The following is a 23,881-nucleotide window of genomic DNA, read 5'->3' on the forward strand; positions in this document are numbered from 1 at the left end:
CGTGGTCGAGCAGCACACCCCGCGATCCCTGATCGTCACGTTCTACGGCGCCTACGGGCGGGCCTTCCCGGGCCCGGTCCCGGTGTCCGCGCTGGTCCGCCTGCTGGGCGCGGCCGGCGTGGACGCTCCGTCCGTCCGCTCGTCGGTGTCCCGGCTGAAGCGGCGCGGCTTCCTGCTGCCCGCGCGCACCGGGGACCGCGCGGCGGGGTACGAGCTCTCCGGGGAGGCCCGCCGGCTCCTGGAGGACGGCGACCGGCGGATCTACGGGGCCGCCCGCCCGGCGGAGTCCCAGGAGTGGCTGCTGGCCGTCTTCTCCGTACCGGAGCAGGAGCGGGCCAAGCGGCACCTGCTGCGCTCCCGGCTCGCGGGGCTCGGCTTCGGCGCGGTGGCGCCGGGCGTCTGGATCGCCCCGGCGCACCTGGACGGGGAGACCCGCCGCACCCTGGAGCGGCTGCACCTGACGGCGTACGTGGAGCTCTTCCGGGGCGCCCACCTGGGCTTCGCCCCGACGGCGGAGTCGGTGGCCCGCTGGTGGGACCTGGCGGCGCTGGCCAAGCAGCACGAGGAGTTCCTCGACCTCCACGAGCCGTCGCTGCGCGCCCTGCAGACGGGCGGGGCCGTCCCCACCCCGGAGGCCGCCTACCGCGGCTACCTCCTCGCACTGGACACCTGGCGCCGGCTCCCGTACGCCGACCCGGGCCTGCCGCGCGAGCTGCTCCCCGCGGACTGGCCGGGCGACCGCTCGGCGGCGGTCTTCGCGGAGCTCCACGACCGGCTGCGGGACCTCGGGGCGGGCTTCGTGGAACCGTAGCGGGGACCGGGGCGTCACCTGGTCTCGTGACAGGAACCGAGCACCCGCCGCGCCGAGCCCCGGCCGAGCCCCTGCCCGCGGACCCGGCCCCCGGCCCCGTCCCGGACGGCCCCCGCACGTGGCCCCACGTCCTGTCGCTGGTCGCTTCCGGGGTGCTGGGCGCGGCCGCCGGAGGCCTGGCGATCTCCCTCGCCGCCCACTCGCGCGCCTCTTGCGACGCGGGCCGGGACGCGGGCGGCAGGACCGAGCTGGCCTTGCTGCTCCCGGTCCTGGTGGTGGGCTTCGCGTTCTGCGGGGTGATGGTCGCGATGCTCACCCCGCGCAGGCACCCGCTGCTGCGGATGCTGCCGGTGGTGCTCGCGCTGGGCGCGCTGGTGCTCTGGTTCTTCGCCGTCAGGGGCACCCTGGACGGGTATCCGGGGGACCTGGGCCGGTGCGGGCCGGACAACGTGCCGCCGTGGTGGCCGGGATGGCTGCCGAGCTGACCCGGCCACGGGCCGCCCCCGGCGGGCGGGAAAAGGCTGTACCGCGCGCCGGACACGGGTGATCATGTGCCATGACGTGGACCTTCACCCCTGACCTGGCGTCCTGGCTGGCCGCCGTGCGCCCCTCCGTGGCGGCGCAGCCCGTGCCCAACACCCAGCTGGTCACGGTCATCGACGCGCTGGAGCGGCAGGGCCTGGACGCCTTCGGATCCGAGCCGCCGTTCTTCGGGGCGTGGACCGGACCCGACGGGCTGGTCGCGGGGGCCGTGGTGCAGTGCCCGCCGCACCCGCTGCTGATCGGCGCCCTGCCCGGCGAGGCGGTCCTGGAACTGGGAACCGCGCTCGCCCGCGAGCCGCTGCTCGCCGGGGTCGACGCGCTCAACGCCCGCCGCGAGGACGCGCGGGAGCTGGCCGTCTCCTGGGGGAAGCCGACCGAGGTCGTGGAGGAGAACCGCCTCTACCGGCTCGCCGGGCTCATCGCCCCCGACCCCGTCCCGGCCGGGCGGGCCCGTCCCGCCGGGGAGGCCGACCTCCCGCTGCTGCTGGAGTGGGTGACCGCCTTCAGGCAGGAGTCCGGCGAGGGCGGCGCCGCTTCCGAAGCGGCCCTGCGCGACCGGCTCTCGTACGGGGGCATGCTGCTCTGGGAGGACGCCGGGGTCCCGGTCTCGCTGGCCGGGTTCTTCCGCCCGATCGACGCGGTGACCCGGATCGGGCCGGTCTACACCCCGCCGGAGCTGCGCGGCCGCGGGTACGCGGCCGGGGTGACCTACGCCGCGACCGAGGCGGCGCACGCGGCCGGGGCCGCGGAGGTGCTGCTCTTCACCGACCTGGCGAACCCCACCAGCAACGGCGTCTACCAGCGGCTGGGCTACACCCCGGTGGAGGACCGGGTGGAGGTGGCACTGACGTGAGCACCCCTGCGGACGACGAGGAACCTGTCGAACCCTTCTGGATGATCGCCGCGAACGTGGTCCTGTGGCGCCGCTACGGCGAGGGCGGCCAGGGGCAGCGCCCGGGCACGAAGATGTTCAAGGGCGGCTCCAGGGTGTACGTCGGCACCACGCGGGGCGGCCTCCGGGACTGCGAGGTCGCCGGGCGGCCGCGACACGGTCGCGGGTACCGGCAGTCCTACGTGGCCACCCGGCACCTGCACGGCTTCCGCCCCGTGCTCGTGCGCTCTCCTGCCCTCCTGCGGTTCGAAATGGGCTACCTGAAGGAGGAGTACGCCCGGGACCTCGCGGTGCTCCTGGAGCGCTACGCCTGGGAGCTCCGCTCCGGCGCCTGGCCCGACTGGCCACATCCGGAGCCCTGTCACTGCCACGAGTGCCTGGCCCTGCGGCCGCACCGTTAGCCCGGGCTACCCCCGCCCCGTCGGCGGCTTGCGGCTGCCGGCGCGGTAGGGGGCGGGCCAGGGCGCGGCGGGGCCGGTGTAGGACTGGTCGGCGGCCGCGTGCAGGGTCCAGTGCGGGTCGTAGAGGTGGGGGCGGCCGAGTGCGCAGAGGTCGGCCCGGCCCGCCAGCAGCAGGGAGTTGACGTCGTCCCAGGAGGAGATCGCCCCGACCGCGATCACCGGGACGTTCAGGGCGTTGCGGATCCGGTCGGCGTACGGGGTCTGGTACGCGCGTCCGTACTCGGGGGTCTCCTCCGCCACCACCTGGCCCGTCGAGACGTCGATGGCGTCGGCGCCGTGGGCCGCGAAGGCTCCGGCGATGGCCACCGCCTCCTCGGGCGAGGTGCCGCCGGGCGCCCAGTCGGTGGCCGAGAGGCGGACCGTCATCGGCCGGTCCGCGGGCCAGACGGCGCGGACCGCGTCGAAGACCTCCAGCGGGAAGCGGAGCCGGTTCTCCAGCGGACCGCCGTAGGCGTCGGTGCGGTGGTTGGTCAGCGGGGAGAGGAACCCGGAGAGCAGGTAGCCGTGCGCGCAGTGCAGTTCCAGCAGGTCGAAGCCGCTGCTCGCGGCCCGCACGGCGGCGGCCGCGAACTCGGCCCGGACGGCGGCCAGGTCTGCGGCGCCCATGGCCCGGGGCACGGCCGAGATTCCTGGGCGGTAGGGCAGTGCGGAGGCGGCCATCAGGGGCCAGTTCCCCTCGGGCAGCGGGGCGTCCATGCCCTCCCACATCACCCGGGTCGAGCCCTTGCGGCCGGAGTGGCCGAGCTGGACGCCCAGCGCGGTGCCGGGCGCCGAGGTGTGCACGAAGTCGGCGATCCGCGCCCAGGCGGCCGCCTGCCCGGCGGTGTACAGGCCCGTGCAGCCAGGGGTGATCCGGCCCTCGGCGCTGACGCAGACCATCTCGGTCATCACCAGCGCGGCCCCGCCCAGCGCCCGCGCACCGAGGTGCACCAGGTGGAAGTCGCCGGGCACTCCTTCGCCGGCCGGAGCCGAGGCCCCTGCACCTGCCGCATACATGTCCATCGGGGACACCACGACCCGGTTGCGCAGGGTCAGCCCCCGCAGGGTGAACGGCGTGAACATGGGCGGGGTTCCCGCCCCGTCCGGGCCGTCCTCAGGAGCCTCCGGGCAGCCGAAGTCACGCTCCACCGCGCCCGTGAACCGCGGATCGCGCAGCCGCAGGTTGCCGTGGGTGACGCGCAGGCTGCGGGTGAGGAGGTTGAAGGCGAACTGCCGGGCGGGCTGCTCCACGTACCCGGCGAGTTCCTCGAACCACCGCATGCTGGCGGCCGCCGCCCGCTGGGTGGAGGCCACCGCCGGCCGCCGCGCGGCCTCGTAGGCGGCCAGCGCGGCCGGGACGTCCGCCTCGCTCTCCACCGCCCGCGCCAGTGCGAGCGCGTCCTCCACCGCCAGTTTGGTGCCGGAGCCGATCGAGAAGTGCGCGGTGTGCGCGGCATCGCCGATCAGCACCGTGTTGCCGTGCGACCAGCGCGCGTTGACCACCGTACGGAACTGCGTCCACGCGGAGCCGTTGCCGCGCAGCGCTCGTCCCCGCAGGGCCTCGCCGAAGATCTTCGCGCAGCGCGCCGCCGATTCCGCCTCGTCGCAGAGGTCGAAGCCCGCGCCGCGCCAGACCTCCTCGCGCATCTCGACGATCACGGTCGAGGAGTCCGTCGCGTACGGGTACGCGTGCAGCTGCATCACCCCGTGCTCGGTCTCCGCGATCTCGAAGCGGAAGGACTCGAAGGGGAAGTCGGCGGCCAGCCAGATGTAGCGGCACCGCCCGCCCGTCAGCGTGGGCCCGTAGTGCTCGGCCGCGGCCTCCCGGGTCGGGCTGTGCACCCCGTCGGCGGCGACCACCAGGTCGTACGCGGCTGCGAGCGCCTCCGGTTCGGGCGCCCGGGTGCGGAAGCGGAGCCGGACCCCGAGGGCCGCGCAGCGCTCGTGCAGGATCTCCAGGAGGCGGCGGCGCCCGAGCGCGGCGAACCCGTGGCCGCCGGAGGTCAGCAGCCGGCCCCGGTGCACGATGTCGATGTCGTCCCAGCGGACGAACTCGGCGCTCAGGGCCGCGTAGACCGCGGCGTCGGCCGCTTCGATGCCGCCGAGGGTCTCGTCGGAGAGGACCACCCCGAAGCCGAAGGTGTCGTCGGGGGCGTTCTTCTCCCACACGTCCACCGCGTGCCCCTGCCGGGCCAGCAGTGCGGCGGCGTACAGCCCGCCCGGGCCCCCGCCGACCACCGCGACCCGCAGGGCGGCGGGTGTCCGGCCGGTGCTCATCGCGCCGGCGCTCATCGAACCGGTGCTCATCGAACTACCGGCCCTTCCACTGGGGCGGCCGCTTCCCGGTGAAGGCCGCGTGGAACTCCCGGTAGTCCTCGCCGTTCATCAGCAGCGCCTGGGTGTTCGCGTCGAGTTCCACCGAGGCGGCGAGCGGCATGTCCAGCTCGGCGGTCAGCAGCGCCTTGGTCTGCGCGTACGCGAGGGCCGGGCCGGCGGCGAGGTGCGCGGCGAGCTCCGCCGCGCGCACGGAGGCCTTGCCCTCCTCGGTGACCTCGCTGAGCAGCCCGATCCGCTCGGCCTCCGGGGCCCTGACCTGCTCCCCCAGCATCAGCAGCCGGGTGGCGTGGCCGAGCCCGACGACGCGGGGCAGCAGGTACGCGGCGCCCATGTCCCCGCCGGAGAGGCCGACGCGGGTGAAGAGGAAGGCGAAGCGGGCGGTGGGGTCGGCGATCCGGAAGTCGGCGGCGAGCGCGATGACGGCCCCGGCGCCGGCGGCGATCCCGTGGACGGCGGCGATGACCGGGAAGGGGCATTCGCGCAGGGCGCGGACGACCTGTCCGGTCATCCGGTTGAAGTCGAGGAGCTGCGCGGTGTCCATCGCGAGGGTGGCGCCGATGATCTCGTCGACGTCACCTCCGGAGCAGAAGCCGCGCCCTTCGCCGCCGAGCACGAGGGCGCGTACGGACCGCTCCCTGGACAGTTCGGCGAGCAGGTCGCGCAGGTCGGCGTAGGCGCCGAAGGTGAGCGCGTTGAGCTTCTCGGGGCGGTCGAGGGTGACGGTGGCGACGCCGTCCCGCCGGTCCACCCGGAGGTGTTTCCAGCGTTCGGTCGCGGGTGTGGAACCGAGGAAGGGACTCACCCTCCCGAAGGTATCACCGGTCCATGACTGTCGTCAGGGAAGCGCGATAACCATGGGTCCGTGCCGGCGGCCGGACGCCACACGCACCGAACGTCCCGACCGGGTGTGCCCGACGTCCCTTGCGATCACGTCGGGGTGCCCTACGGCAGGACATTTCCACTTCGTATCGTTGAAAACAGGATTTCCCCCCGCCCCTACGACCCCACGGAACGGACGGTCCTCCTTGTCCGATGCCTCCGCCTGGCGGATAGCCCTGCCCCACACGACAGCGGCCGTACCGATCGCCCGCGCCCTCGTCCGTACGGCCCTCGCCGACATCGACGCACCCGCCGACAGCGACACGGCCGAACTGCTCACCGCCGAACTGGTCGCCAACGCCGTGGAACACACCCCCGGCGACGCACCGATCGAGCTCGTCGTGGAACTGCTGGCGAACGGCTGCCAGGTCGAGGTCCACGACGGGGATCCGCAGCCCCCCGCCGACCTGACCGCCCCCAGCCCCCACGACGCCCATCCCGACCCCTGGCAGGAGCACGGCCGCGGCCTGCTGCTGATCCGGACCCTGAGCTCGGACTGCGGCCACCGCCCCACCGCGCACGGCAAGGCCGTGTGGTTCACGCTGCCGTCCCGGCCGGCCATCTAGCCCGCGGGCCCGCCCGCCTTCCGGACCCGGCGCATGACTATGCGGCCGGCTCCCCCAGGGTCGCGACGAGCACGGCCTTGATGGTGTGCAGCCGGTTCTCGGCCTCGTCGAAGACGACGGAGTGCGCGGACTCGAAGACCTCGTCCGTCACCTCCAGCGACTCCAGCCCGTGCCGCTCGTGGATCTCCCGGCCCACCTTGGTGCCGAGATCGTGGAACGCCGGCAGGCAGTGCATGAACTTCACGTCCGGGTTCCCGGTGGCGCGCAGCACGTCCATGGTGACGGCGTACGGGCTCAGCGCCTCGATCCGCTCGTCCCAGACCTCCTTGGGCTCCCCCATGGACACCCAGATGTCGGTCACCACGAAGTCGGCCTGCCCGACGCCCTCCGCGAGGTCCTCGGTGAGCGTGATCCGGGCGCCGCTGACGACCGCCAGCTCGCGCGCCGCGGCCACCACGGGCGCGGCCGGCCAGTAGCGCTCCGGCGCGACGATCCGTACGTCCATGCCCAGCAGCGCGCCGGTCACCAGGTAGGAGTTGCCCATGTTGAAGCGGGCGTCGCCGAGGTAGGCGAAGGCGATCCGCTCCAGCGGCTTGGTGCAGTGCTCGGTCATCGTGAGCACGTCGGCCAGCATCTGGGTGGGGTGCCAGTCGTCGGTGAGGCCGTTGAAGACGGGCACGCCGGCGTGGGCGGCGAGCTGCTCCACGGCGTCCTGCGCGTCGCCCCGGTACTGGATGCCGTCGAACATCCGGCCCAGCACCCGCGCGGTGTCCTTGACCGATTCCTTGTGGCCCATCTGGGAGCCGGAGGGGTCGAGGTACGTGGTGTGGGCGCCCTGGTCGGCGGCGGCGACCTCGAAGGCGCAGCGGGTGCGCGTGGAGGTCTTCTCGAAGATCAGGGCGATGTTCTTGCCCTGGAGACGGCGCCGCTCGGTCCCGGCCTTCTTGGCCGCCTTGAGTTCGGCGGCGAGCTCGACCAGGCCGCGGAACTCGGCGGCGGTGAAGTCGAGCTCCTTGAGGAAACTGCGGCCGACAAGATCGGTGGCCATGGGGGCGCTCCAGAGTCACGGTGACAGGGGATGCTGGAAGTCTATACGACGGCCTGCATTGATATACAGAGCCTTCGTGTACGGACCCGGGCCCCGGCGTCCCTGCCCTTCCTGCCCCGCCTCCCCTGCCCGGCTTCCCCTCCACCGCCTCCCCTGCCCTGCCCCGCCCCCGCCTCCGCCCCCTGTCGGCTAGGCCACCGCGTCCCGCTCCACCGGACAGCTCATGCAGCGCGGCCCGCCCCGCCCCCGCCCCAGCTCGCTGCCCGGGATCTCGATCACCTCGATGCCCTGCTTGCGCAGGTGGGTGTTGGTCGTGACGTTCCGCTCGTACGCGACGACCACGCCCGGCTCCACGGCGAGCACGTTGCAGCCGTCGTCCCACTGCTCGCGCTCCGCCGCGTGCACGTCCTGGGTGGCCGTGAGCACCCGGATCGCGTCCAGCCCGAGCGCGGCGGCGATGGCCCGGTGCATGTGCTCGGGCGGGTGGTCGGTGACCTTCAGCTCGCTCGCACCGCCGCCCGGCTCGATCGTGTAGGAGCGCAGCATGCCCAGGCCCGCGTACTGGGTGAACGTGTCCGCGTCGACCATCGTCATCACCGTGTCCAGGTGCATGAACGCCCGCCGCTTCGGCATGTCGAGCGCCACGATCGTCGTCGCCGACCCGGCGGCGAACAGCCCGCGCGCCAGCATCTCCACGGCCTGCGGGGTGGTCCGCTCGCTCATCCCGATCAGCACGGCGCCGTTGCCGATGACCAGGACGTCGCCGCCCTCGATGGTGGACGGGTAGTCGGCCTGCCCCTGCGACCAGGTGTGGAAGGGTCCGGAACCGGTGAAGAGCGGGTGGTGCTTGTAGATGGCCTCGAAGTGCACGGTCTCGCGCTGCCGGGCCGGCCAGCGCATCGCGTTGATGGACACCCCGTCGTAGATCCAGGCGGAGGTGTCCCGGGTGAAGAGGTGGTTGGGCAGCGGCCCCAGCAGGAAGCCGTCCAGCTCCAGGGCGTGGAAGCGGACCGACACCGGCTCCGCGTGCCGCTCCAGGAACTCCCGCTTGGTCATCCCGCCGATCAGCGCCTCGGCCAGGTCGGCCGACGGCAGTCCGTCGAAGACGGCCCGCAGGTGGCCGGTGGCGAGCGGACCGTACTCCTTCTCGTCGAAGACCCGGTCCAGGACGAGATGTCTCGCCTCCGGGATGTCCAGGGACTCGACCAGCAGGTCCCCGAAGAGGTGGACCTCCACGCCCCGGTCGCGCAGGACGTCGGCGAAGCCGTCGTGCTCCTGGCGGGCCCTGCGCACCCACAGCACGTCGTCGAAGAGCAACGCGTCCTTGTTGCTCGGTGTGAGCCGCTTCAGCTCCAGGTCGGGCCGGTGGAGGATGACGCGGCGAAGCCGCCCGGTCTCGGAATCGACATGGAATCCCATGCCGTACACGTTCGCAGACCGGGCGGCTTTTTGACGTGGCGTCGGCCCAGGGCGTCTCCAGCGGGTCCGTCCCGCCGGATCCGGCGGCGGGTGCGGGCCCGCCGGTTCAGCGCAGGCCGAGCAGGGCCTCCGGGGTGCCGGTGAGGTCCGGGGCGATGATGCCCAGCGCGGGGGCGGTCACGTTCGGCAGCCCGTGGTTGGACGCGTCGGGCATGGTCAGCGGGGAGCCGACGAGCAGGCCCGGGGTCCGGGTGCGCACGGTGGTCGCGGGTGCGTCGAGCGAGCCCTCGCCGTCCGTCTCCGGCTTGCCCGCCAGGTTCGGCACCGGGGAGGTGAGGAGGGTGTTCCCGAGCTCGGTGCCGATCGGCACCGCCGGCAGCAGCGGGGTGGGCAGCATGTCGCCCTTGTGGAACCGGGGCGCCTCGGGTGCTCCGACCACCGGCACCGGCACTCCGGTGGCCAGGTGCGGGACGTCCACGCCGAGCGTGGTCCGCACCGCGTCCAGGGGGACTCCCACCGGCACCGCGTCGGCCATGGCCGGGGTGGCCGCGCCTGCCGCGGCCATACAGGTCATGAGTGCCGCAATGCTTCCGCGCGCGGTCATCTTCATAGGTGACGTTCCGTCCTTCCAGGGTCGCGGACATTCCGCTGCCCTGGATGAACGATCCCGCCGGTGGTTTTCCCGGAGTTCTCCGCGAAAGTTCCCCCATACGACCTAATGCGCGGCCGTACGGGGGCCCTTCCTTGACGCCGGGCGTTCCAGCTGGGCGTCGTCAGAGCCGCGGGTCCACCGGCTCCGACTCCAGCGCGAGCACGGCGAAGACCGCCTCGTGGACCCGCCACAGCGGCTCCCCGGCCGCCAGCCGGTCCACGGCCTCCAGACCGAGCGCGTACTCGCGCAGGGCGAGCGAGCGCTTGTGCCCGAGGTGGCGTCCGCGCAGCCGCTCCAGGTGGTCCGGACGCGTGTACTCGGGACCGTAGATGATCCGCAGGTACTCGCGTCCGCGCACCTTCACCCCCGGCTGCACGAGCCGGCCCTTGCCGTCCTTGGCGTACGCCTGGAGCGGTTTGACGACCATGCCCTCCCCGCCGGCGGCCGTCAGCTCCAGCCACCAGTCGGTGCCCGCCCGTACCGAGGCCTCGTCGGCGGTGTCCACCAGGATCCGGCCGGTGCGGCGCAGCAGTCCGGTCCCGGCGGCCTCGTCGGCGGCGACGAGCCGGTCCAGCCAGAACAGCTGCTCGTCGTGGGGTACGGCCGCCAGCGAGCGGCCGGCCGCCGCCAGCAGCTGGAACGGGGCGAACCGTACGCCGTCCAGCCCGTCGGTGCTCCAGCAGTAACGCCGGTACGCCTCGGTGAACTTCTCCGCGTCGGCGGCCCGCCCGCGCTGGCGCTCCAGGAGCTCCCCGGTGTCGACGCCCCGGGCCGAGGCCGCCTCCAGGGCCGCGATGGCCTCCGGGAACACGGCGCTGGAAGCCGCGCCCACGGCGGCGTACTGGTTGCGCAGCAGTCCGGTGGACTTCAGCGACCACGGCAGCAGTTCGCCGTCCACGAGCAGCCAGTCGGTGTCGAGCTCCTCCCACAGCCCGGCGTCGGTGACCGCCGAGCGGAGCCGGCCGAGGACCTCCTCGGTGACCGCGGGGTCCTTGAAGAAGGGCCGTCCGGTGCGGGTGTAGACGGACCCGGTGGGGCCGTCGACCCCGAACCGCTCGCGGGCCGCGCCGGCGTCCTTGCAGAGCAGCACGGTGGCGCGGGAGCCCATGTGCTTCTCCTCGCAGACGACCTGGGCGATGCCGTCCTTGCGGTACTGCGCGAAGGCCTCGGCGGGGTGCTCCAGGTAGCCCTCCTCCGAGGAGGTGGCGGTCGGCGCCATGGTCGGCGGGAGGTACGGGACCAGGCGCGGGTCCACGGCGAAGCGGCTCATCACCTCCAGGGCGGCGGCCGCGTTCTCCTCGCGGACGTTGACGTTGCCCAGGTGCCGGGTCTCGACGATCCGGCGGCCGTGGACGTCGGCCAGGTCGAGCGGACGTCCGTCATGGCCGCCGGGCGCCTCGGTGACGAGCGGCTTGACCGGCTCGTACCAGACCTTCTCTGCCGGTACGTCGACCAGTTCGCGCTCGGGCCAGCGCAGGGCGGTCATCTTCCCGCCGAAGACGGCTCCGGTGTCGAGGCAGATGGTGTTGTTGATCCAGGCGGTGTTCGGGACCGGCGTGTGGCCGTAGACCACGACGGCCTTGCCCCGGTAGTCCTCGGCCCACGGGTAGCGCACGGGCAGCCCGAACTCGTCGGTCTCGCCGGTGGTCTCCCCGTACAGGGCGTGCGCGCGCACCCGGCCGGAAGTGCGGCCGTGGTACTTCTCGGGCAGCCCTGCGTGGCAGACCACGAGCCGGCCGCCGTCGAGGACGTAGTGGCTGACCAGGCCCTGGATGAAGGTGCGGACCTCCTGGACGAACTCCTCCGGCTCCCGTTCGAGCTGCTCGATCGTTTCGGCGAGGCCGTGGGTCCGCTGGACCTTGGAGCCCTTGAGGTGACGGGCGAGCTTGTTCTCGTGGTTGCCGGGCACGCACAGGGCGTTGCCGGAGCCGACCATGCCCATCACGCGGCGCAGTACGCCCGGACTGTCCGGACCGCGGTCGACGAGGTCGCCGACGAACACCGCGGTGCGGCCCTCGGGGTGGGTGCCGTCCTGATAGCCGAGCTTGGCGAGCAGGGTCTCCAGCTCGGAGGCACAGCCGTGGATGTCGCCGATGATGTCGAAGGGGCCGGTGAGGTGGGTGAGGTCGTTGTAGCGCTTCTCCAGGACCACCTCGACCGATGCGACCTCCTCGGGCGTGCGCAGCACGTGCACCTTGCGGAAGCCCTCGCGCTCCAGGCCGCGCAGCGAGCGCCGCAGGTCGCGGCGGTGGCGCTGGATGACGGCGCGCGGCAGCTTGGCCCGCTCGGCGCGGGCCGCGTTGCGCTCGGCGCAGACCTCTTCGGGCAGGTCGAGGACGATCGCGATGGGCAGGACGTCGTACTCGCGGGCGAGCTGGACCAGCTGCCGGCGGGACTCGGCCTGGACGCTGGTGGCGTCGACCACGGTGAGGCGGCCGGCGGCGAGGCGCTTGCCCGCGATGTAGTGCAGGACCTCGAAGGCGTCCTTGCTGGCGCTCTGGTCGTTCTCGTCGTCGGCTACCAGGCCCCGGCAGTAGTCGGAGGAGATGACCTCGGTGGGCTTGAAGTGGGTGCGGGCGAAGGTGGACTTGCCCGAGCCGGTGGCCCCGATCAGGACGACGAGGGACAGGTCGGTGACGGGAAGTACGCGCTTGCGGCCGGTGGCCGTATCGCCTGCGGCCGTGGTGCCGGCGGTGTCGGTGCTGTCGGTGGTCATGCTGCCTCGCCCTCCTTCGGGGTGTCGGTGTCGGTGCCGGTGCTGCCGGCGGTGCCGGTGTTCAGGGTGAAGACGGCCATCTGGGTCGGCGGCCCCACCTCGGGGTCGTCGTCCCCGACGGGCAGGTGGGCGACGGAGTAGCCGTGCCGGGAGGCGACGTCCCCGGCCCAGGCCCGGAACTCCGCGCGGTTCCACTCGAAGCGGTGGTCGCCGTGCCGGACGTGCCCGGCGGGCAGGGTCTCCCAGCGGACGTTGTACTCGACGTTCGGCGTGGTCACGAGGACCGTGCGGGGGCGGGCCGAGCCGAAGACCGCGTACTCCAGGGCGGGCAGCCGCTCGAGGTCCAGGTGCTCGATGACCTCGCTGAGCACGGCCGCGTCGTAGCCCACGAGCCGCTTGTCGGTGTACGCGAGCGAGCCCTGCGTCAGGCGGACGCGGGAGCTCTGCCGCTCCCCCATCCGCTCCAGCCGCAGCCGCTTCGCGGCGATGTTCAGCGCCCGGACCGACACGTCCACACCCACGATCTCGGTGTACGCCGGGTCCTTGAGCAGCGCCTGCAGCAACTGGCCCTGTCCGCAGCCCAGGTCCAGGACGCGGGCCGCGCCGGCCGCTCCCAGCGCGGCGAGGATCGCCTCGCGACGCAGCACGGCGAGCGGTACGGGCTTCTCCTCCGTGTCGGTGGTCTCGTCGACCGCGTTGTCGATCTCCTCCACCTCGCTGCCGTCGGCCTCGGCGAGGCGGACCAGCTCCAGCCGCTCCAGGGCGTCCTGGGTCAGCCGCTTGTGGCGGGCCAGGTAGCGGGAGGTGATCAGCCCGCTCTCCGGGTGTTCGGCGAGCCAGCCGTCTCCGGCGCGCAGCAGCTTGTCCACCTCGTCGGAGGCGATCCAGTAGTGCTTGGAGTCGTCGAGGACGGGCAGCAGGACGTACAGGCCGCGCAGCGCGTCGGAAAGCCGCAGCTCGCCCTCCAGGACGAGGCGCACGTACCGGGAGTCGCCCCACTCCGGGAAGGTCTCGTCGAGCGCGACCGGGGTGGCCGTGACCGACTCCCATCCGAGCGGGGCGAACAGCCGGTGCACGAGCTCGGCGCCGCCCCGGGCGGGCAGCACCGGGATCTCGATGCGCAGCGGGCGCACCTCGTCGGGCAGCTCGGGGCGGGCCGCGCACTGCCCCTTCAGCGCGCTGCGGAACACTCCGCTCAGCGCGACGGCCAGCAGCGAGGAGGCGGCGTAGGGGCGGTCGTTGACGTACTGCGCGAGCGCGGCGTCCGGCGTGCCGCCCTGCCCCTTGCCCTGACCACGCCGCACGAGCGCGACGGGATCCACCTCCAGCAGCAGGCCCGCCGTGCAGCGCTCGTCCGTGGCTTCGGGGTAGAAGACGTGGGCGGTGCCGTGGGAGGTGGAGAACGCCTGCGTCTTGCCGGGGTGCTTGTGCAGCAGGAAGCCCAGGTCGGTGGCGGGGCGCTCGGCCGTGCCGGTCGTGGAGATCGTCAGGAACATGTGAGCGATTGTTGCTGGTCACCGGTGTTGCCCGCGCCCTATTTTCCGGGGGCGCCTACCGTCGAATCATGAGCGGCAACGTTGTTGTGTACGAGCTCGACCAGCCGGGAACGGGGTCCGTCCGCCGGGTGCACGCCGCCCCCCACGCTCCGGGAAGCAGTACCGGGCGCGGCCCGCGGACCATGTGCGGCAAGGACACCTTCGCCATGGAAACGGCCGACTGGAAACCGTCCGAACATCCGGACGCCTGGTGCCCGCCGGAGTACGCCGACTCGGTGTGCCCCGGCTGCGAGGCGGTGATGAGCGAGGACTAGTCCGCACCACCCTCGACGTGGGGTCCCACATCGGGTCCGACATCGGGTCCGGCACCGGGTCCCCAGGGTGATGACGTCTCCATCATGACAGGTCAGAGGCCGTTTTCGTAGGACGGACGGCACAGCCGATCAGCCTTGTTCCAGGCCTTGTTCGGCTCCCAGAATCTCCCTCATGAATCCCACGGAGAACATCAATCACGACGCCGTGCTGCGCGCCCGGGTGGCGCTCCTCGGATCGGGCACGCTGCCCGTCCGGGAGCGGGTGGCCGCCTATCGCGTCCTCGTCCGGGTGAGTCCGTTGGCCTATCTGCCGCTGCTGGCGGCCGCGTTGTACGCGTACAGCCGTCAGGAGTTCGCCCACCGGCCCGGGATAGCGCTTGCCCTGCGCGCCGAGTCCGTCGCCGCGGCGCGCCGGATGGGCGCGCTGGAGCCCGGGGAGACCCAACTGCTCCTCACCGCACTGGTGCACTACCGCGAGCAGCTGCTCCTGATGGAGCGTCCGGAGGAACTGGCTTCTGTGGAAACGGAGATGACCGCCCTCGTGGCCTCGGGCGGCGGATCGCCGGGCGTGCGCTGGGACCTCAGAGGAGCGTAGCCGCCAGTTCCGCGATGCGGTCGGGGCCGATGCGGCAGCAGCCGCCGATGAGGCGGGCGCCGGTGCGGCGCCAGGCGGCCGTGGGCCAGGGGGCGGGGGTGACCGGGGCCCGCCAAGTGGCGGTGGCGGGCTCCCAGACCGAGCCGTCGTTGGGGTAGGCGAGCAGGGGTTTGGCGGTGACGGTGGCGGCCGCTTCCAGGGCGGGCAGGACCTCCGCCGGGTCGCAGCAGTTCACGCCGACGGCGATGACCTGCGGGGACCCGGCAGCGAGGGCGAAGGCCTCGGGCAGGGACTGGCCGGCCCGGGTCCGGCCGCCCTCGACGGTGTAGCTCAGCCAGGCGCGGGCGCCGGTCTCCGCGAGGACGGTGAGCAGGGCCTCGGCCTCGGTGGCGTCCGGAACCGTCTCCAGGGCGAGGACGTCGGGGCCCTCGGCCAGCAGCGCCGCGATCCGGGGCCGGTGGAAGTCGGCCAGCTCGCGCACGCTCAGCCCGTACCGGCCCCGGTACTCGGAGCCGTCCGCCAGCACCGCCCCGTACGGGCCCACGGACGCGGCGACCCACACCGCGCGGTCCGCCGCCCGGGCCGCCGCCTCGGCCAGACGGACGCTGCGCCGCAGCAGGGCCGTGGTGCGTTCGGGGCCGTACCCGTGCCGGGCGAAGGCGGCGTACCCCACCTGGTAGCTCGCGGTGATCAGCACCGCGGCGCCGGCCCGTACGTAGGCGGTGTGGGCGGCCGTCACCTGCTCCGGCCGTTCGGCGAGGACCCGGCCCGTCCACAGTCCGCCGGACAGGTCGCAGCCCTGGTCGGCGAGCTGGTTGCTCAGCCCGCCGTCCAGGAGCACGGTCCGCCCGCCGGGGCCGGTCAGGGCCCCGGCGAGCGGGCGGGAGGCGCGGGGCACGGTCGCCGCTCCCGTCAGCCGAGCTGGGACTGGACCCGGGAGGAGATCAGCTCCAGGTGGTCCAGATCGCCGAGGTCGAGCAGTTGGAGGTAGAGGCGGGAGGAGCCGACCGCCTCGTAGGCTCCGATCCGGTCCACGACCTCGGCCGGGGAACCGGCCAGGCCGTTGGCCTTGAGATCCGCCACGTCGCGGCCGATGGCTGCGGCCCGCCGGGCCACCTCGGCGTCGTCCTTGCCCACGCACACGACGAGGGCGTTGGAGTAGACGAGGTCGCCGGGCTTGCGGCCGGCGAGCTCGGCGGCCGCGCGGACCCGGCCGAACTGCCGCTGGCTGTCCGCGATCGAGGCGAAGGGCATGTTGAACTCGTCCGCGTACCGGGCGGCGAGGCGCGGGGTGCGCTTCGCGCCGTGGCCGCCGATCAGGACCGGGATCTTGTCCTGGGCCGGCTTGGGCAGCGCCGGGGAGTTCTCCACCTGGTAGTGGACGCCCGTGTAGTCGAAGGTGGCGCCGGGCGCGGTGGCCCACAGCCCGGTGACGATCTCCAGCTGCTCCTCCAGCCGGGCGAGGCGCTCGGCCGGGAAGGGGATGCCGTACGCCTTGTGCTCCTCCTCGAACCAGCCCGCACCCAGGCCGAGTTCGATCCGACCGCCCGACATCTGGTCGACCTGCGCGACCTGGATGGCGAGCACGCCGGGGAGCCGGAAGGTGCCGGCCGTCATCAGCGTGCCCAGCCGGATCCGCTTGGTCTCGCGGGCCAGGCCCGCCAGGGTGATCCAGGCGTCGGTGGGCCCGGGCAGACCGTCGGCCGCACCCATGCGCAGGTAGTGGTCCGAGCGGAAGAAGGCGTCGAAGCCCAGGTCTTCGGTGGCCTTGGCGACGCTCAGGAGGGTGTCGTAGCTCGCGCCCTGCTGGGGCTCGGTGAAGATACGGAGATCCATGTCCCCATCCTGCCCTGAGTCACCCGGCTGCCTCCGGTGTCCACACCACCGAGCCGGGCATCGGGGCCCGTGTGCCGCGGATGCGCAACCAGAACCGGAGGCATACCCAGCGGGCCGGAGCACGCCGGTACCGGTGGAGCTTTGTCCATGAGCACTGGACCGGCGGACGACGAGCCTTCGCCGCCCCCGCGGAGACCGCTGGAGCCGAACCAAGAGGTCCATGACCAGCGCCAAGGGCGCTGTGATCACCCTCGACGCCGCGGCCGGCGCGATCGTGGCGGCCTGGGGCCTGGGGCCTGGGGCCTGGGGCCTGGGGCCTGGGGTCTGGGGTCTGGTGGAACTCATCACGGGTGGCGGAGGCCCTCCGCCACCCGATCCGCACCTCACCACCGCCGAACGCGTACAAGAATGCGAGGCGGCCCACGGCATGAACGGAGCGCCCCAGAAACCCACGTCCAACGGGTCGACCGTGTTCGCCACCTGCTCCCGGTCTCCGCCCAAGCTCGCGGATCCGGACGGCTACTTCGCGATCCCCGTGAACACGGAGCATCTTGAGGACGGGTCGGAGACGACCAACGACAGCGAGGCCACCCGCGTCACCGGACATGGCTCTGGTGGAGCGGACGGATCCAGCGAAGCCGGCCACCGGCGCCCGGGTCGGCTATCCGAGCCTGGAGCCCTGGAAAGGTGCGCTGCCCTTTGACCCCGGGAGCCCCGAAGCCGTCGTGGTGCAGGCCGCGCGCTACCAAGTCGATCAAGTGACCTGCGCCTGACCGGACACCGGGCGGAGGGTCTCGGGGCAGGCCGCCGCCGGGCACGTCGACCACGGGGAGGCCGAAGCCCGCCTTCCGATCCATGCCGCCTCCTGCTCCTTTCCACCCCGGTTCCACCCCCGCTCCACCCCGGCCGGGTGAATCTGAGCGGGCCTGACGGTCCGCCGCCGCCGTGCCAGTGACCAGCCCGGATGGGGATCGTTGGCTCGGACGGAGCCGGACCGCCCGGCCCGCGCGCCGGCGGCGTTCGCCGGTGCGTCCACCGCCCCCTTCCGCCTCTCGGAAGGGCCAGGGCCGAGGAGGCCGCCATGTCCCAGGAGTCCGCGCCGGAGACCCACCGGCAATCCCGTCAGGACTGTCAGACCGGGCAGGCAGCGCACGACCACGCACGCCAGGAGTCCGCGGTGCCCGCCCAGGGCGGCGCGCCGAAGGGCCTGCTGCAGCAGATGGAAGAGCTGATGGCGGCGCTGAACGCCGACCTCTCGCAGCTCGACGCCGACCTCCAGTCCTCCACCGACCGCAGCCCCGGCACCGCGCTGCCCCAGGGCGCCCGCACCCCGGAGAGCGAAGACCGCCCGTCCTACCGGTCCTTCTGACCGCCCGGGTCCCGTCGCGCGCGACGGGACCCCACCGAAGCACCCCGCACGCCGCAGCACCCCGGCTCGAGCCACCCCGCCTCGGCCCACGCCGACCCAGGCCACGCCGGCCCGGCCCACCCCAGCTCGGCCCACCCCAGCTCAGGCCAACCCGGCTCAGGCCACCCCAGCTCAGGCCAACCCGGCTCAGGCCAAACCGCCTCGGCCCACGCCAGCTCAGGCCAACCCGCATCGGGCACCCCGCCTCGGGCCACGCCAGCTCAGTCCACCCGGCTCGGGCACGCCTCCTCGGACCACGCCAGGTCAGGCCAACCCGCCTCGGGCCACGCTGGTTCAGCCCACGCCAGCTCAGTCCACCCGGCTCGGGCACGCCTCCTCGGACCACGCCAACTCAGTCCACCCCGACTCGGTCCACCCCAGCGCAGGCCCCCTCGGGCACGCCCCCTCGGGCCACCCTGCCTCGGCACGCCTCCTCGGGCCACGCAGGCTCAGCCCACCCCAGCTCGGTCCACCCCAGCTCGGTCCACCCCGGCTCGGTCCACCCCGGCTCGGGCACGCCTCCTCGGGCCACCCCGGCTCAGGCCGCCCCACCGCAGGCCACCCCGGCTCATGCCACCCCGGAGGCGGATCCCCGCTCGCGCACGGCCATCCGGCGCAGGATCGCCCGGACCCGGTCGCTCGACTCGTCGGCCGCGTCTATCGACTCTATGCACTGCCAGTACAGACCCTCGTCGTCCGTCCCGCAGGCCACCCCGACCAGCGCTATGCCCACTTCGCCGAGCAGTGCCTGCAGCCCGAGCAACGCCTGCCGGGCGTCCGTCACCTCGGTCAACTGCGCCGCCCGGGGCGGGAGATCGGGCGCATAGCCCTCTCCGCGCAGAGCCGCCCGGTCGAGCACCCCGCAACCTCTTCCCCCCGCTTCACCCAGCCCCCGTGCCTCCGATCTCAGCTCCGGCGGCCCGGTGACCGCCAGCCAGCTCCCTATCCCCTGCGCGAGGGCCTGCGCCTGCCAGGCCTCGCCCACGATGTCCCAAGCAGCCCCGCTCTGCGCCAGCGCGTGCCGGCCGGCTGCGATGAGCCGTACCGCGTCCATATGCCGTCCCCCGTCCGCACGACATCTTGCCGTTCTCTCCACTACCCAGAGTGAGGGCAACGGGCCGGTAAAGCCAGGGGTATTCGGAAATTGTGGACACCGAAGATGGTTGTGGATATCGCCATCACTCCGAAGAGTGACGGTCTGCCCCGGGAGTGCCCGGGACGGGGAACCGCAACTCGTTCCGCTCGATCTTCGCGGCGAGCGCATCCAGCACATCGACCCCGAGGACCTCACAGAACTGCAGCAGGTAGGCGAGTACGTCCGCCACCTCATCGGCCACTCTGTGTGCGGTGTCCGGTTTCTCCATGACCTTGGCGGACTGTTCGGGCGTCAGCCACTGGAAGATCTCCACCAGTTCGGCCGCCTCCACGCTCAGCGCCACCGCCAGGTTCTTGGGCGTGTGGAAGGGTTCCCACCCGCGCGCCGCCGCGAACTCGGCGAGCCGCCGCTGGAGCCGGTCGATCCGCTCACCGGCCCCCTCTTCTCCCCCGGTCACTCCATGCTCTTCGCTCATGCACCCAGGTCTACCACCGAGACCCCCGCGACCTCCCGGGCGGCCGCCGCGCAGGCCTCGCCCGCCGAGGCCGCCAGCCTGACCTGCCCGCGCCCGCACGCCAGTACGGCCAGCCGCAGCAGCTCGGCGGTCTGCCGGCCGTCCAGGTCCCGGTCGAAGCCGTCCGCGAGCACGGCCAGTGCCTGCCGCGCGGAGGGCAGTTCGGCCGCCGGATCCACGTCCAGGACGCCCGGCCCGGTCAGCAGCACCAGCGCGAGGGCCAGGAAACGCAGCTCGCCCGCGCCCAGCCGGGCCAGTTCGGTGGCGGGCCTGTCCGGGCCGCGGTCCAGCAGGCCGGTGACCGGGCCGCCCTCGGGAGCCCGTACGTCCAGCCCGGCGACCCAGCCCGCGCAGGCGGTACGGGCGGCCCCGGTCAGCAGGCCGTACCGGGTGCCGCACTCCAGGCGGGTCCGGCGCAGCACATCGGCCAGGTTGGCGCAGTCGGCCAGCAGCCGCCCCTCCCCCGGCAGGACCGGCTCCCGCATCCGCTCCGGGCGGGGGTCACAGGGGAACACCGCGCGCAGCGCGACCACCACTTGCTCGGCGGCGGCCAGCACCTGCCGCTGCCCCTCGGTGGCCCCGGCCACCCGCAGCGGGAGCAGCGCGGTCCCGAGCCGGTCGTCGGGCAGCGGGGCCCGGGTGACCCCGGTGGCTCCGCCGGTCAGCCAGGCCGCCTGTACGGACCGTCGCCCGGGGTCGCGGAGTGCGGTGGCGAGCAGGACCTGCCCGCCCACGGAGAGCCGCTCGCCGACGATCCGCAGCGTCGGCTCCGCCTGGACGGCGAGGTCGAGCCGGACCGGCCCGGCGGGGCCGTCGACCGTACAGCCGATCCGGAAGCCCCGGCGCCGCTCGGCATCGGGCACCGCCCGGTCCGGGATCCGGGCCCGCGGGTCGGGGAACACCTCCTCCAGGGTGGCCCCGGCGCCCAGGGCGGCCAGCGCTCCGTAGGCCTCCAGCACCTGGGACTTGCCGCTCCCGCTCGGCCCGGCGAAGAGGGTGACGGGCCCGAGAGCGAACCGTGCCCCGCGGTGCGCCCCGTAGGCGGAGAGCCGCAACTCGGTGACGGCGGGCCGCAGATGCGGGGCGCCTGCGGCGGGCGGGGCAGGGTCCTGGGCCGGAGCCGGAGCCGGAGCCTGGGGCGGAACCCGGACCGGGTCCGGGGCCTGAGCCGAAGCCGGGGCCGGAGCCTGGGGCGGAACCCGGACCAGGTCCGGGGCCGGGGCCGGGGCCGGAGCCGGGGCCGAGGCCGGAGCCGCGGCCGAGGCCGGAGCCGCGGCCGAGGCCGGAGCCGCGGCCGAGGCCGGAGCCGCGGCCGAGGCCGGAGCCGCGGCCGAGGCCGGAGCCGCGGCCGAGGCCGGAGCCGAGGCTAAGGCCGGAGCCGAGGCTAAGGCCGGAGCCGAGGCTAAGGCGGCCGGAGCCGGGGCTGAAGACGGAGCTGAGGCCGGAACTTGGGCCGACGCAGGCGCCTGTGCCCGTGCCCGTGCCCGTGCCGCGAGCGGAGCGCCAGCAGGAGCCGTGACCTGGCCAACGGCCAACTCCGGGCCGGCGAACACGGCGGAAGCCGTGGGGGCCGCGGGCAGGGCAGAAGCAGCGGAGGCGGGGAGCCCGGCCAACGCAACGGCGGGCGCAGCCGACGTGCCGGCGGGCAAGGCCGAAGCGACGGCGGGCGCAGCCGGAGCCGCGGAGGCCGTCGGCGCCGGTGAAGCAGGCGGCGCGGTCAGCGCGGTGGGAGGCGTGGCGGAAGCCGGGGCGGGGGCCGGTGGGGTGGCGAGGCGCGAGGTCATGCGCGGGACGGTACGGGCCGCCGGACCCCCCGTGGGTCCGGCGAACCGTTCCGCCCGCGGGACCTTCCTACGATCGGGGGACGGCCGCGGCCGCGATCCCCTCCACCTCGGTCCCGACGGGCGCCAGCAGGAAGACGTTCCGGTCGACCCGGTGCATCCCGCTGCCCAGCCCGAAGACCACGCCGCTGCTGAAGTCCAGGATCCGCTTGGCGACTTCGCCGTCCGCGCCCGTGAGGTCCAGCAGCACCGGGATCTGCGCGATCAGGTACTCCGCCACCTCCCGCGCGTCCGCGAAGACCTGGACCCGGATCACCACGAAGCGCCGCTGCTCCGCCGCGGACGCCCCCGGAACCGTGGGGATCGTGCGGTGATCCACCCGGGAGGGCCACTCGTTGCGGCTCCGCAGGGGAACCACCTGCGCGAGCCCCTCCCACTGTTCGTCGGTGACGTCGTACCTGCTCACCAGGCCGCCTCGGCCTTGCGCTTCATGTGCATCCCCCCATCCTCTCGCGTTTCACCCGTTCAGCCCAACACCGACACGAGGCAGCTGAGACGCCCCGCCTGCCACCCTCCGCCCACCCCTCACCTACCCCCCGCCCGTCGAGTAGGTTAGGTTAGGCATACCTAAGTACGCGCCATCTCGCCACTCGGGACGACGGAGATCCACATGCACCTGCCCCTGCCGCTGCCCACCGACGCCGAGCGGATCCGGTCCGTCCTGGCCGCCGCCCACTCCATGACCGTCGTCACCGACGGCCGGCGCACGGAGATCCGCCACCTCGACGGCACCGACCCCCTCGGCCGGCTGCACCTGCACCCCGCCGATCCGAACGCCCGCTCCGAGCACCGCCCCGCGATCCGGCTGGAGTTCACGGACATCGCGCCCACCCCCGTACGGGACCGCGTGCGCGCCCGGGTCACCCTCGTCGGGCGCCTGCTCACCCCTTATACGGACGGAAGCGCCGAAGGCTCCGGCTCCACCTGCGTGGAGTTCGGCCGGGCCGTCCTCGAAACCCCCGACGGCGCCCGCTCGTACGTCGGCCTCGAAGAGCTGGACGCGGCCGGCCCCGACCCGCTCGCCCCCTACGAGGCCGGGATGCTCACCCATCTCCTCGACGACCACGCCGAACTGGTCACCCTCCTGCTGCGCCTGGTCCGGCCGCGGCCGGCGGCGGACGCGGGGGCCGGGTCCGCCGTCCTGCGCGCGCTGCCCCTCGCCATGGACCGGTACGGGATCACCCTGCGGCTGGAGGAGCGGCACGGGCACCACGACGTACGGATCCCCTTCCCCTCCCCGCTGGACGACGTGGAGCAGTCCGGGGCGCAGATCCAGGCCCTGTTCAGCGCGGCCCGGCGCAGCTCGCACCGCAACACCCTGCCCGCCTGAGCGACCTCCCCCGGGAATAGGCCATTCCGGAGCGGGCCGGAAAGAACGGAACGGCCGGAACTGCCGGAATGGCCGGAAAGGAGCGCTCGAACCCGGAACAACGATCCCCCGAAGGCCTGTTGAAAGGATCATGAAGGCAATCACATACACCGCATACGGAACGTCTGACATCCTCACTCTCACCGAGGTTCCGGAGCCCAAGGTCGGTCCCGGTGAGGTCATCGTCCGCGTCAAGGCCGCCGGCGTGAACCCGGTCGACTGGAAGCTCGCCTCCGGATACCTCGACTCGATCCTCGAAGTCCGCTACCCGGTCATACCCGGCTGGGACGTCGCGGGCGTCGTCGAGGCGGTCGGCGAGGACACCTTCGACTACGCCGTCGGCGACGAGGTGTACGGCTACGTCCGCAAGGAGTGGGTGGAGCTGGGCACTTACGCCGAGCTGGTCACCGCCCCCGTCCGCACCCTCGCCCGCAAGCCGCGCGAGCTGACCTTCGAGCAGGCCGCCGGGATCCCGCTGGCCGGGCTCACCGCTTACCAGTCCCTGACCCGTGTGGGACTCAAGGCCGGTGAGACCGTGCTCATCCACTCCGCCGCCGGCGGCACCGGCTCCCTCGGCGTGCAGATCGCCGTCGCCCTCGGCGCACGCGTCATCGGCACGGCCGGCGCGCACAACCACGACTACCTGCGCTCGCTGGGAGCCGAACCGGTCCTGTACGGCGAGGGCTTCGCCGACCGGGTCCGCGAGCTGGCGCCCGAAGGGGTGGACGCCGCCCTGGACTTCTTCGGCGACGACGTGGTCCCGGCGCTCCAGTCCCTGGTCAAGGAGCGGCACCGGGTGGTGTCCATCGCCGACTCCACCGCGGCCGCCCAGGGCGCGCACCAGCTGTGGGTCCGCCCGGACACCGCCGACCTGACCTTCCTGGCCGAGCTCGCGGACGAGGGCCGGCTCACGGTCAACGTGGAGCACGCGCTGCCGCTCGCCGAGGCGGCGAAGGCCTGGGAGCTGAGCGCCACGGGCCGCACCCGCGGCAAGATCGTCCTGACGGTCTGAGCCGGGGCCGGGCCCCTGCCCCGGCCTCCGCACACGGACGTGCCGCCGGAGCGTTTCGCTCCGACGGCACGTGACTCCGTACGCGACGCGACCCCTC

Annotated in this window: 23 protein-coding genes; 10 read left to right on the forward strand and 13 right to left on the reverse strand. The window is 73.6% G+C overall.

Going from position 1 to position 23,881, the window contains the following annotated elements; genetic code table 11:
- Nucleotide 1: 1 nt before the first annotated feature.
- From OG276_RS07820 to OG276_RS07835, 4 genes are all read left to right on the forward strand, one after another.
- On the forward strand, nucleotides 2-811 hold the full coding sequence (locus OG276_RS07820; RefSeq protein ID WP_266903744.1) for a PaaX family transcriptional regulator C-terminal domain-containing protein: 810 nt from the start codon (nucleotides 2-4) through the stop codon (nucleotides 809-811).
- Nucleotides 812-837: 26 nt separating this feature from the next.
- Nucleotides 838-1,296: a hypothetical protein gene (locus OG276_RS07825; protein ID WP_266903745.1), complete on the forward strand. Its 459-nt coding sequence runs from the start codon at nucleotides 838-840 to the stop codon at nucleotides 1,294-1,296.
- A gap of 71 nt (nucleotides 1,297-1,367) precedes the next feature.
- Complete coding sequence (locus OG276_RS07830) at nucleotides 1,368-2,207, forward strand: GNAT family N-acetyltransferase (RefSeq protein ID WP_266903746.1); 840 nt, start codon at nucleotides 1,368-1,370, stop codon at nucleotides 2,205-2,207.
- Nucleotides 2,204-2,647: a hypothetical protein gene (locus tag OG276_RS07835; RefSeq protein ID WP_266903747.1), complete on the forward strand. Its 444-nt coding sequence runs from the start codon at nucleotides 2,204-2,206 to the stop codon at nucleotides 2,645-2,647. Before OG276_RS07830 ends, OG276_RS07835 begins: the two co-directional genes overlap by 4 nt.
- A gap of 6 nt (nucleotides 2,648-2,653) precedes the next feature.
- Here OG276_RS07835 and OG276_RS07840 read toward each other — a convergent pair whose 3' ends face one another.
- Both OG276_RS07840 and OG276_RS07845 read right to left on the reverse strand, forming a co-directional pair.
- Nucleotides 2,654-4,978: a bifunctional salicylyl-CoA 5-hydroxylase/oxidoreductase gene (locus OG276_RS07840; protein WP_266912597.1), complete on the reverse strand. Its 2,325-nt coding sequence runs from the start codon at nucleotides 4,976-4,978 to the stop codon at nucleotides 2,654-2,656.
- 19 nt (nucleotides 4,979-4,997) lie between these two features.
- Complete coding sequence (locus OG276_RS07845) at nucleotides 4,998-5,825, reverse strand: enoyl-CoA hydratase family protein (protein ID WP_266903748.1); 828 nt, start codon at nucleotides 5,823-5,825, stop codon at nucleotides 4,998-5,000.
- Between the two features lie 223 nt (nucleotides 5,826-6,048).
- Here OG276_RS07845 and OG276_RS07850 point away from each other — a divergent pair, with 223 nt between their 5' ends.
- Nucleotides 6,049-6,468 carry an ATP-binding protein gene (locus OG276_RS07850; protein ID WP_266903749.1) on the forward strand — a complete coding sequence of 140 codons (420 nt, stop codon included), beginning with the start codon at nucleotides 6,049-6,051 and terminating at the stop codon, nucleotides 6,466-6,468.
- Between the two features lie 37 nt (nucleotides 6,469-6,505).
- On the opposite strand, the gene argF is transcribed toward OG276_RS07850, so the two are convergent.
- The 5 genes from argF to OG276_RS07875 all read right to left on the reverse strand — a co-directional run bounded on the left by argF (nucleotide 6,506) and on the right by OG276_RS07875 (nucleotide 13,799).
- Nucleotides 6,506-7,516: an ornithine carbamoyltransferase gene (argF, locus tag OG276_RS07855; RefSeq protein WP_266903750.1), complete on the reverse strand. Its 1,011-nt coding sequence runs from the start codon at nucleotides 7,514-7,516 to the stop codon at nucleotides 6,506-6,508.
- Between the two features lie 189 nt (nucleotides 7,517-7,705).
- The gene (locus OG276_RS07860; protein WP_266903751.1) at nucleotides 7,706-8,935 is read right to left on the reverse strand and encodes an arginine deiminase; all 1,230 of its coding nucleotides are present in this window, start codon (nucleotides 8,933-8,935) and stop codon (nucleotides 7,706-7,708) included.
- Between the two features lie 106 nt (nucleotides 8,936-9,041).
- Nucleotides 9,042-9,509 carry a hypothetical protein gene (locus OG276_RS07865; RefSeq protein WP_266903752.1) on the reverse strand — a complete coding sequence of 156 codons (468 nt, stop codon included), beginning with the start codon at nucleotides 9,507-9,509 and terminating at the stop codon, nucleotides 9,042-9,044.
- Nucleotides 9,510-9,708: 199 nt separating this feature from the next.
- The gene (locus tag OG276_RS07870; protein ID WP_266903753.1) at nucleotides 9,709-12,303 is read right to left on the reverse strand and encodes a polynucleotide kinase-phosphatase; all 2,595 of its coding nucleotides are present in this window, start codon (nucleotides 12,301-12,303) and stop codon (nucleotides 9,709-9,711) included.
- Complete coding sequence (locus OG276_RS07875) at nucleotides 12,300-13,799, reverse strand: 3' terminal RNA ribose 2'-O-methyltransferase Hen1 (RefSeq protein WP_266903754.1); 1,500 nt, start codon at nucleotides 13,797-13,799, stop codon at nucleotides 12,300-12,302. Before OG276_RS07875 ends, OG276_RS07870 begins: the two co-directional genes overlap by 4 nt.
- 68 nt (nucleotides 13,800-13,867) lie before the next feature.
- Here OG276_RS07875 and OG276_RS07880 point away from each other — a divergent pair, with 68 nt between their 5' ends.
- Nucleotides 13,868-14,113 carry a hypothetical protein gene (locus OG276_RS07880; protein ID WP_266903755.1) on the forward strand — a complete coding sequence of 82 codons (246 nt, stop codon included), beginning with the start codon at nucleotides 13,868-13,870 and terminating at the stop codon, nucleotides 14,111-14,113.
- A gap of 172 nt (nucleotides 14,114-14,285) precedes the next feature.
- Nucleotides 14,286-14,708, forward strand: coding sequence for a hypothetical protein (locus OG276_RS07885; RefSeq protein WP_266903756.1), 423 nt, complete (start codon nucleotides 14,286-14,288; stop codon nucleotides 14,706-14,708).
- Here OG276_RS07885 and mmuM read toward each other — a convergent pair.
- Both mmuM and OG276_RS07895 read right to left on the reverse strand, forming a co-directional pair.
- Nucleotides 14,695-15,606, reverse strand: a complete 912-nt coding sequence (gene mmuM / locus OG276_RS07890; protein ID WP_266903757.1) for a homocysteine S-methyltransferase — start codon at nucleotides 15,604-15,606, stop codon at nucleotides 14,695-14,697. The genes OG276_RS07885 and mmuM overlap by 14 nt on opposite strands.
- A 14-nt stretch (nucleotides 15,607-15,620) precedes the next feature.
- On the reverse strand, nucleotides 15,621-16,544 hold the full coding sequence (locus OG276_RS07895; protein WP_266903758.1) for an LLM class F420-dependent oxidoreductase: 924 nt from the start codon (nucleotides 16,542-16,544) through the stop codon (nucleotides 15,621-15,623).
- A gap of 1,177 nt (nucleotides 16,545-17,721) precedes the next feature.
- Between OG276_RS07895 and OG276_RS07900 the strand changes: the two genes are divergently transcribed.
- The gene (locus OG276_RS07900) at nucleotides 17,722-17,913 is read left to right on the forward strand and encodes a hypothetical protein (RefSeq protein WP_266912599.1); all 192 of its coding nucleotides are present in this window, start codon (nucleotides 17,722-17,724) and stop codon (nucleotides 17,911-17,913) included.
- Nucleotides 17,914-18,520: 607 nt separating this feature from the next.
- On the opposite strand, the gene OG276_RS07905 is transcribed toward OG276_RS07900, so the two are convergent.
- From OG276_RS07905 to OG276_RS07920, 4 genes are all read right to left on the reverse strand, one after another.
- Nucleotides 18,521-19,006, reverse strand: a complete 486-nt coding sequence (locus OG276_RS07905; RefSeq protein WP_243331552.1) for a DUF6099 family protein — start codon at nucleotides 19,004-19,006, stop codon at nucleotides 18,521-18,523.
- Between the two features lie 124 nt (nucleotides 19,007-19,130).
- Nucleotides 19,131-19,523: a nucleotide pyrophosphohydrolase gene (locus tag OG276_RS07910; RefSeq protein WP_266903759.1), complete on the reverse strand. Its 393-nt coding sequence runs from the start codon at nucleotides 19,521-19,523 to the stop codon at nucleotides 19,131-19,133.
- On the reverse strand, nucleotides 19,520-20,638 hold the full coding sequence (locus tag OG276_RS07915) for an ATP-binding protein (RefSeq protein ID WP_266912601.1): 1,119 nt from the start codon (nucleotides 20,636-20,638) through the stop codon (nucleotides 19,520-19,522). The genes OG276_RS07910 and OG276_RS07915 overlap by 4 nt, the downstream gene beginning before the upstream one ends.
- A 775-nt stretch (nucleotides 20,639-21,413) precedes the next feature.
- Complete coding sequence (locus OG276_RS07920; protein ID WP_250742110.1) at nucleotides 21,414-21,809, reverse strand: cell division protein SepF; 396 nt, start codon at nucleotides 21,807-21,809, stop codon at nucleotides 21,414-21,416.
- A 204-nt stretch (nucleotides 21,810-22,013) separates the two neighbouring features.
- On the opposite strand from OG276_RS07920, the gene OG276_RS07925 reads away from it, so the two are divergent.
- Together OG276_RS07925 and OG276_RS07930 are read left to right on the forward strand one after the other, a co-directional pair.
- Complete coding sequence (locus tag OG276_RS07925; RefSeq protein ID WP_266903760.1) at nucleotides 22,014-22,733, forward strand: DUF2470 domain-containing protein; 720 nt, start codon at nucleotides 22,014-22,016, stop codon at nucleotides 22,731-22,733.
- Nucleotides 22,734-22,863: 130 nt separating this feature from the next.
- Nucleotides 22,864-23,784 (forward strand): NADP-dependent oxidoreductase, encoded by a 921-nt coding sequence (locus tag OG276_RS07930; RefSeq protein ID WP_266903761.1) that lies wholly within the window; start codon nucleotides 22,864-22,866, stop codon nucleotides 23,782-23,784.
- Nucleotides 23,785-23,881 lie beyond the last annotated feature (97 nt).

The sequence above is a fragment of the Streptomyces sp. NBC_00086 genome, assembly GCF_026343255.1.
Taxonomy (GTDB): domain Bacteria; phylum Actinomycetota; class Actinomycetes; order Streptomycetales; family Streptomycetaceae; genus Streptomyces.

What these genes read in the sequence shown, in the direction of transcription:
- OG276_RS07875 (WP_266903754.1), bottom strand. Translation starts at nt 13,799, where the DNA reads ATGTTCCTGACGATCTCCACGACCGGCACGGCCGAGCGCCCCGCCACC.
- OG276_RS07910 (WP_266903759.1), bottom strand. Translation starts at nt 19,523, where the DNA reads ATGAGCGAAGAGCATGGAGTGACCGGGGGAGAAGAGGGGGCCGGTGAG.
- OG276_RS07895 (WP_266903758.1), bottom strand. Translation starts at nt 16,544, where the DNA reads ATGGATCTCCGTATCTTCACCGAGCCCCAGCAGGGCGCGAGCTACGAC.
- OG276_RS07885 (WP_266903756.1), top strand. Translation starts at nt 14,286, where the DNA reads ATGAATCCCACGGAGAACATCAATCACGACGCCGTGCTGCGCGCCCGG.
- OG276_RS07870 (WP_266903753.1), bottom strand. Translation starts at nt 12,303, where the DNA reads ATGACCACCGACAGCACCGACACCGCCGGCACCACGGCCGCAGGCGAT.
- OG276_RS07840 (WP_266912597.1), bottom strand. Translation starts at nt 4,978, where the DNA reads ATGAGCGCCGGCGCGATGAGCACCGGCCGGACACCCGCCGCCCTGCGG.
- OG276_RS07930 (WP_266903761.1), top strand. Translation starts at nt 22,864, where the DNA reads ATGAAGGCAATCACATACACCGCATACGGAACGTCTGACATCCTCACT.
- argF (WP_266903750.1), bottom strand. Translation starts at nt 7,516, where the DNA reads ATGGCCACCGATCTTGTCGGCCGCAGTTTCCTCAAGGAGCTCGACTTC.
- OG276_RS07860 (WP_266903751.1), bottom strand. Translation starts at nt 8,935, where the DNA reads ATGGGATTCCATGTCGATTCCGAGACCGGGCGGCTTCGCCGCGTCATC.
- OG276_RS07925 (WP_266903760.1), top strand. Translation starts at nt 22,014, where the DNA reads ATGCACCTGCCCCTGCCGCTGCCCACCGACGCCGAGCGGATCCGGTCC.
- OG276_RS07865 (WP_266903752.1), bottom strand. Translation starts at nt 9,509, where the DNA reads ATGACCTGTATGGCCGCGGCAGGCGCGGCCACCCCGGCCATGGCCGAC.
- OG276_RS07880 (WP_266903755.1), top strand. Translation starts at nt 13,868, where the DNA reads ATGAGCGGCAACGTTGTTGTGTACGAGCTCGACCAGCCGGGAACGGGG.
- OG276_RS07830 (WP_266903746.1), top strand. Translation starts at nt 1,368, where the DNA reads ATGACGTGGACCTTCACCCCTGACCTGGCGTCCTGGCTGGCCGCCGTG.
- OG276_RS07905 (WP_243331552.1), bottom strand. Translation starts at nt 19,006, where the DNA reads ATGGACGCGGTACGGCTCATCGCAGCCGGCCGGCACGCGCTGGCGCAG.